Origin of the sequence: Pseudochrobactrum sp. AO18b, assembly GCF_000409565.1 — a bacterium.
Lineage (GTDB): Bacteria > Pseudomonadota > Alphaproteobacteria > Rhizobiales > Rhizobiaceae > Pseudochrobactrum > Pseudochrobactrum saccharolyticum.
Genome location: NZ_ANNO01000043.1, coordinates 1 through 5066 on the forward strand (window position 1 = coordinate 1; position 5066 = coordinate 5066).

Annotated in this window: 3 protein-coding genes; 2 read left to right on the plus strand and 1 reads right to left on the minus strand. The window is 51.8% G+C overall.

Annotated elements, in window-relative coordinates; all coding sequences use genetic code 11:
* Window positions 1-527, minus strand: a 527-nt coding sequence (locus A918_RS21655) for a flagellar biosynthetic protein FliO (protein ID WP_022709442.1), incomplete at its 3' end; no start/stop codon positions are given.
* Window positions 528-1180: 653 nt separating this feature from the next.
* On the opposite strand from A918_RS21655, the gene cckA reads away from it, so the two are divergent.
* Together cckA and A918_RS0102065 are read left to right on the plus strand one after the other, a co-directional pair.
* Complete coding sequence (gene cckA, locus A918_RS0102060; RefSeq protein WP_022709444.1) at window positions 1181-3802, plus strand: cell cycle histidine kinase CckA; 2622 nt, start codon at window positions 1181-1183, stop codon at window positions 3800-3802.
* Window positions 3803-3917: 115 nt separating this feature from the next.
* On the plus strand, window positions 3918-5021 hold the full coding sequence (locus A918_RS0102065) for a branched-chain amino acid ABC transporter substrate-binding protein (RefSeq protein WP_022709445.1): 1104 nt from the start codon (window positions 3918-3920) through the stop codon (window positions 5019-5021).
* Window positions 5022-5066 lie beyond the last annotated feature (45 nt).

Genomic DNA, 5066 nt, shown 5'->3' on the forward strand with positions numbered 1-5066 from the left:
GTCGCCGCAGGGCGAGGCTGTTGTGCAGGTGCGGTTTCTGTTTCCGGCTTATAGGCTGGTACGGCTGAGATAATATCAGCCGGTGCAATATTGAGTTCCGGTGTTGCAATCGCCGCAGCGATTTGCGGGGCAGCAGGTGCAGCAACGATTGTTGCGGTAACCGGAGCAACCGGTGCCAGTTCTTCCTGCGGACGGGCGCGGGGCGTTGCCTGTTCAGGCTGATTGCGTTGATGGCGGGTAATATTCTGCTCAATCACAATATCGGATGGTCCGCCGATCAGGATCAGGTGCTCCACATCATCGCGGCGCACCAGAACGAGGCGGCGCTGGCCGTCAACGGCGGCGGCATCTGTTACGGTCAGGCGCGGAGCCGCATCATGGTTTTTGGTCACATAGGTTCCGGCTGTCATGCGCTTGATAGCAGCAAAAACAACAAAAACACCTGCCAGAAACAGTGCAAAAAGCCCGATAAAGCTGATTATATGAGCTGTATTCTCGCCCACCAGCCCGCTCAGCCAATCCATCATATTTAATCGTCCTTATAAGAATCATGCAATTTCTGCAGCGTTTCATAAACGCATAATCAGACAAATTGCATAATCGGCTTGTTTTTCAACACGGTTTTCAGGCCGTAACGGGCGCTTGAAACCGGTATCCTGTAAAAAATCGGAACATAATCTGCATTTGTAAAAACGCATATTGCCCGGAAAGTAAATCTTTAAGCTGAATGAAACTTTAAAACATATTTATCGGCTTGAAAATGCCCGTGACTGACGCCTGTCATAATTAGTATTTAAAGCATTACCAGCAAAAGTGGGAACCGGTTTTGCGGCAGGGAATGCGTCAAGCTAAAAGATAGAGCATTTTCTCTGTTTCAATCAAAACCGGAAATGCTCTATGTCTGTAAATTGCGCAATTTAACAAGAAAACAGTCCGCAATTAATGGCTTGTGAAGACTGTGCAGGCAATAATGGCACTATGAGATAATTCCATTTGACTGTGAAATACTCTAAAGCATAATTCTGAAAAACCTCATAAGGCTACGCTTTATCAGAATTGTTCAGGCCTGATATCACAAGCCTGATCCGATAGGCCGATGCCCGAAATTGCGGACGACGCATCAGCGACGGATCTGCTGAACCGCCGATGTTACGGCGCAAGAAAAGGGATAATGGGGCTTATGTCTCAGCCATCACGGACGCATTCTTTTCCGAAAACCACCGCTTCTGCCAAGAAAAATCCCGCTGCACTCAGATTGCTCACGCTGGGTATTCTGCTGATTGCCGTAGCGGGGTTATATTTTGTGTTCCGTGAACAATTGGGTGATGCCTTTTTGCTGATCCTGCTCGGTCTGCTGTCGATCATGGGTGTTTTCTGCCTGATCGGCTGGGCAACCGGCCTGATCCAGTTCAGCCCGCGTGAAGATCATGACGATGTGGTTGATACGCTGCTGGATTCCATGCCTGAAGGTACGGTAATCACCGATGCCAAAGGGCATATTGTCTATGCCAATCAGGCCTATGCGCAGATGATGGGTGCGGATAATGCGGCAGAATTGCCGACGCTTGATGCCGTACTGGCCGGTGAACCTTCGGCGCTTGAAGCGGTTTACCGTCTGAATAATGCTGTGCGTGACGGTCTGGCGGCACAGGAAGAAATCCGTCTCACCGGTGCCTCGCCGAAGGGGATGGAAGCTGCGGCATGGTATCGTGTGAAAGCACGGCCGGTGATTGCGCCGCAGACCAACCCGCTCAGCGAGACCGCAGGACCTTTGTTTGCATGGCAGATTACCGATATTTCGGAAGAGCGTGCTGAACAGGAGCGGTTTTTTCAGGATTTGCAGGAAGCGATCGACCATCTGGATCACGCGCCTGCCGGATTTTTCTCGGCCGATGCGCAAGGTCGCATCATTTATATCAATGCCACGCTGGCTGAGTGGCTGGGGATTGATCTCACCAAATTCACCGCCGGTTCGCTGACCTTGCAGGATATTGTTGCCGGTAACGGTATGTCGCTGATTAATGCGGTTCGTGCCGATCCGGGCTCCAGCCGCAATACGGTGATTGATCTTGATCTGACAAAAAGCAACGGCCAGAGCCTTGCTGTGCGCTTTTATCACCGTGTGCAGCAGCCGCGTGACGGTTCGCGCGGCACCAGCCGCACCATTGTGCTGAACCGCGCCGAGGGCAATGATTCCTCCGCTGCGCAGCGTTCCGCCGAAGTGCGCTTTACCCGCTTCTTCAATTCCGCACCGATGGCAATTGCTTCGGTGGATGTGAATGGCCGTATTCTTTCGACTAATGCACGTTTTCTGGATATTTTCGGTTCTGATGTGGATCGCGATACGCTGGATAAACAGATTTCTCTGGAAAGCGTGGTGCATCCGCGTGACCGTGAGACGATTTCCCGTGCGCTGGCCTCCGCTTTTGCGGGGCAGGCAACGATCTCGCCGATTGATACGGTTCTGCCGGGCAATGATGAACGCCATATCCGTTTCTATGTCAGTCCGGTGTCTGACATCGGTGGCGAGGCGATAGAAGAAGCCGCGATTGTTTCTGCGGTGGAGACCACAGAGCAGAAGGCGCTGGAAGGCCAGATGGCGCAGAGCCAGAAAATGCAGGCTGTCGGCCAGCTTGCAGGCGGTATTGCCCATGACTTCAACAACGTACTCACTGCCATTATCATGTCGTCGGATTTGCTGCTGAGCAATCACCGCGCGTCTGACCCGTCATTCCCTGATATTATGAATATCAAGCAGAATGCCAACCGTGCCGCCTCGCTTGTGCGCCAGTTGCTGGCTTTCTCGCGCCGTCAGACCTTGCGTCCTGAAGTGCTTGATCTCACCGATGTTCTGGCTGATCTGCGTATGTTGCTGGCACGTCTTGTCGGTACGGATATTGCCCTGAAAATTGAACATGGCCGTGATCTGTGGCCGGTGAAAGCTGATCTTGGTCAGTTTGAGCAGGTTGCCGTGAATCTCGTGGTCAATGCCCGTGATGCGATGCCGGATGGTGGTACGATTACAATCCGCACCCGCAATGTTGAAGAAGCCGAGACCGTTGCGCTTGGCTATCGCGAATTGCCGCAGGCCGATTATGTGCTCTATGAAGTTGAAGATTCGGGCACAGGTATTCCGTCGGATATTCTTGCCAAGATTTTCGAACCGTTCTTTACGACTAAAGAAGTAGGCAAGGGCACAGGTCTCGGTCTCTCGATGGTCTATGGCATTATCAAACAGACCGGCGGCTTCATCTTCTGTGACTCGACACTGGGTAAAGGCACGGTCTTCCGTATCTATCTGCCGCGTTTCATTGAAGAAAAAGCACCGGTTGTACTGGATGCCAATGGTCAGCCTGATGAGCAGGCTGTGGTCGCCAAAAAGCCTGCTGTCGTTGAAAAGAAAGCAGAAAAACAGGCCGATCTGTCCGGTTCCGCAACCGTGTTGCTGGTTGAGGATGAGGATGCGGTGCGTATGGGCGGTGTCCGCGCATTGCAGACCAGAGGTTACACAGTTCATGAAGCTTCGTCCGGCGTTGAAGCGCTGGAAGTGCTGGAAGAACTGGAAGGCAAGGTCGATATTATCGTTTCCGATGTGGTTATGCCGGAAATGGATGGTCCTACGCTGTTAAGAGAGTTGCGCAAATCCTATCCAAACATTAAGTTTATTTTCGTTTCAGGCTATGCTGAAGATGCTTTTGCAAAGAATCTGCCTGAAGATGCTCAATTCGGGTTCCTTCCGAAGCCGTTCTCTTTGAAGCAGCTGGCAACCGCTGTGAAGGAGATGCTGGAGAAAGAAGACTGAGTGTCTGACCAGTTATTGGGACAGGCGGGGGGCGAGGTTGAACCGGTGCGCAACTTTAAGCGCATACGGGGCTTATGTTTTAACTGTCCCATTGGGGACTGTATTGGAGGAAGAAATGCGTCTGTCTTTATTATCCGGAGTAGCCTTTGCTGCAACACTTGCGTTTGCTTCCCAGGCTCAGGCTGATATCACCATTGGTTTGATCGCACCGGTTACCGGCAGCGTGGCTGCCTATGGTATTCAGGTGAAAAACGGTGCCGAAACCGCTGTAGAAAATATCAATAAAAACGGCGGTATTCTTGGTGAGAAAGTCGTTCTGAAGCTTGTTGATGATGCGGCAGATCCGAAACAGGGTGTTTCCGGCGCCAACCAACTGATCGGTGACGGCGTTAAATTTGTTGTTGGTCCTGTAACCTCCGGTTCGGCAATGGCCGTTTCCGATGCGCTGGCTGAAGCCGGTGTGGTTATGGTAACACCGACAGCAACTTCACCTAACCTGACAAATCGCGGTCTGGAAAATGTTTTCCGTACCTGCGGTCGTGACGACCAGCAGGCCGTTGTTGCTGCTGAATATGTGGCGAAAAATCTGGCTGACAAAAAGGTCGGCGTTCTGCACGATAAAGCCCCTTACGGTCAGGGTCTTGCAGACAGCTTCAAAGACAGCCTGAACAAGGCCGGTGTGAAAGAGGTTCTGTATGAATCCCTGACACCGGGTGAAAAAGATCTCAGCGCACTGGTGAGCAAGATCAAAAACAGCGGCGTGGAAGTGCTGTATTTCGGTGGTTATCATCCGGAAGCCGGTCTTCTGTCCCGACAGCTTTCGGATCAGGGCGTGAAACTGTTGCTGATCGGTGGTGAAGGCCTGTCCAACACTGAATATTGGGCGATTGCCGGTGAAACCGGTGCAGGCACACTCTTCACCAATGCTGTTGATGTGACGCAGAACCCTGCTGCTGCTGAAGCTGTGGACGCGCTGAAGGCCAAGAATATTGCGCCGGAAGTGTTCACACTGAATGGTTATGCTGCTGTTCAGGTGCTGAAAGACGGTATCGAGAAAGTCGGTAAAGCCGATGATCCGGCAGCCGTTGCCAAGGCTCTGCATGACGGTCTGGAAGCCAAAACCATTATCGGTAACCTGACTTATGACAAAAACGGCGATCTGACTTCCCCGACCTTCGTGGTCTATAAATGGGAAGACGGCAAAATCGTTGCCAATTAATCAGGTCTTTTGAGCTAAAGAGAAAGCCGGCAGAACGATGGTTCT